The sequence below is a fragment of the Microcoleus sp. MON1_C1 genome, assembly GCF_036701945.1.
Taxonomy (GTDB): domain Bacteria; phylum Cyanobacteriota; class Cyanobacteriia; order Cyanobacteriales; family Microcoleaceae; genus Microcoleus.
The window spans coordinates 1,655-4,154 of sequence record NZ_JAUBRO010000109.1; the positions used below are offsets into that span (position 1 = coordinate 1,655).

At 50.7% G+C, this 2,500-nt stretch carries 2 tRNA genes and 2 rRNA genes (2 of these 4 cut by a window edge); all 4 read right to left on the reverse strand.

The features are described from left to right. Positions 1-1,526 (reverse strand): 23S ribosomal RNA (locus tag QUA62_RS28775) (it extends 1,477 nt beyond the left edge of the window). 210 nt (positions 1,527-1,736) lie between these two features. Then, positions 1,737-1,809: transfer RNA gene (locus tag QUA62_RS28780), tRNA-Ala, on the reverse strand. Between the two features lie 104 nt (positions 1,810-1,913). Beyond that, positions 1,914-1,987, reverse strand: a tRNA-Ile gene (locus QUA62_RS28785). 116 nt (positions 1,988-2,103) lie between these two features. Beyond that, positions 2,104-2,500: ribosomal RNA gene (locus QUA62_RS28790) — 16S ribosomal RNA — on the reverse strand (it continues 1,103 nt past the right edge of the window). The 16S and 23S rRNA genes sit together here with 2 tRNA genes alongside, the layout of an rRNA operon.

The following is a 2,500-nucleotide window of genomic DNA, read 5'->3' on the forward strand; positions in this document are numbered from 1 at the left end:
TCTCTCAACACCTCGAATACTTGAACCGGTAACCAACATCCGGCTGGCGATTGCCTTCTCCGTCCCTCTGCACCAACAATGTCAGGTACGGGAATATTGACCCGTTATCCATCGACTACGCACTTCTGCCTCGCCTTAGGACCTGACTCACCCTCCGCGGACGAGCCTGGCGGAGGAACCCTTAGGGTTTCGGGGTGTAGGATTCTCACCTACATTTGCGCTACTCAAGCCGACATTCTCACTTCCGCACAGTCCACACCTGCTTGTCGCTAGTGCTTCACACCGTTGCGGAACGCTCCCCTACCAATACATGATTTTAACATCATTTATTCCACAGCTTCGGTAGACTGCTTAGCCCCGTTCATTTTCGGCGCAGGAGCGCTAGACCAGTGAGCTATTACGCACTCTTTTAAGGGTGGCTGCTTCTAGGCAAACCTCCTGGTTGTCACTGCACTCCCACCTCCTTTATCACTTAGCAGTCATTTTGGGACCTTAGCTGGTGGTCTGGGCTGTTTCCCTCTTGACGATGAAGCTTATCCCCCACCGTCTGACTGGCCGAGTACCAGTTTAGTATTCAGAGTTTGCCTCGATTTGGTACCGCTCTCGCAGCCCGCACCGAAACAGTGCTTTACCCCTAAACTTAATCTCGACCGCTGTGCCTCAACACATTTCGGGGAGAACCAGCTAGCTCCGGGTTCGATTGGCATTTCACCCCTAACCACACCTCATCCGCTGATTTTTCAACATCAGTCGGTTCGGACCTCCACTTGGTGTTACCCAAGCTTCATCCTGGACATGGTTAGATCACCCGGGTTCGGGTCTATAAACAGTGACCTGTGCTTTCACACGGGCGCTCTTGTCAAACTCGCTTTCGCTTTGGCTGCAACCCATAGGGTCTTAACCTGCCACTGCCTATAACTCGCCGGCTCATGCTTCAACAGGCACGCGGTCAGACGTTAAATCGTCCTCCCACTGCTTGTAAGCTAACGGTTTCATGTTCTATTTCACTCCCCTTCCGGGGTTCTTTTCACCTTTCCCTCGCGGTACTGGTTCACTATCGGTCACACAGTAGTATTTAGCCTTACGAGATGGTCCTCGCTGATTCACACGGGATTTCACGGGCCCCGTGCTACTCGGGATACAGTCACGCTCTTTTCTACTTTCGACTACAGGACTTTCACCTTCTCTGGTGCAGCTTTCAACTGCTTTGTCTAGCTTGAAGATACGTTGATTGACTGTCCCACGACCCCAGAAGTAAAAACCTCTGGTTTAGGCTGTTTCCCGTTCGCTCACCACTACTTGGGAAATCGCTATTGCTTTCTCTTCCTCCAGCTACTAAGATGTTTCAATTCGCTGGGTTCGCCGCTATCAGTCTATGTATTCAACTGATGCTTACTGGGTTGCCCCATTCGGACATCTCCGGCTCAATGCTTGCTTCCAGCTCCCCGGAGCTTATCGTCGGTCGCCACGTCCTTCTTCGCCTCTGTGTGCCTAGGTATCCACCGTTAGCCCTTTGTAACTTGACCACTTGATTTTTTCATGGTGGTCGCTTGTCATATCTTCCGAGCAATCGGATAATAGACACGCTTTGATGACTTAATTTCTATGCAGTTTTCAAGGTTCTGACTAGAGTTCTAGACTCCAGCATTCCGACTTCTTTGGATTTTGAGCAGGTTAGTCTGGGTGCTGATTTCTATTTCTTTTGGTTTTTTTTTGTTGGTTCTAGTTAGTGAGAGTGGAGGTAAGCGGACTCGAACCGCTGACTTCCTGCGTGCAAGGCAGGCGCTCTACCAACTGAGCTATACCCCCACTAAGCAAGTTCTGATTTTGATTGTATGAGTCCTGAATTAATCCTGAATTAATCACTGATTATCCATTACTCATTACTTACAATTCATCACTTTTTTTCCAGGTGGGCCATCCTGGATTTGAACCAGGGACCTCACCCTTATCAGGGGTGCGCTCTAACCAACTGAGCTAATAGCCCGCGAGTTCTGAACCAGTTAATAGTTTGAAAGCTTTGACATCTATTCCTCGAACGACCAGGGATGACTGATATTGACCTATTGTTTAGGTTCGGTCCAATATCAGATGGTCTCCCTAAAAGGAGGTGATCCAGCCACACCTTCCGGTACGGCTACCTTGTTACGACTTCACCCCAGTCATCAGCCCTGCCTTCGGCATCCTCCTCCTCGAAAGGTTAGAGTAATGACTTCGGGCGTGGCCAACTTCCATGGTGTGACGGGCGGTGTGTACAAGGCCCGGGAACGGATTCACCGCAGTATGCTGACCTGCGATTACTAGCGATTCCGCCTTCATGCAGGCGAGTTGCAGCCTGCAATCTGAACTGAGGCAGGGTTTACGGGATTAGCTCGCCCTCGCGGGTTGGCTGCCCTCTGTCCCTACCATTGTAGTACGTGTGTAGCCCAGGACGTAAGGGGCATGCTGACTTGACGTCATCCCCACCTTCCTCCGGTTTGTCACCGGCAGTCTGTTTAGA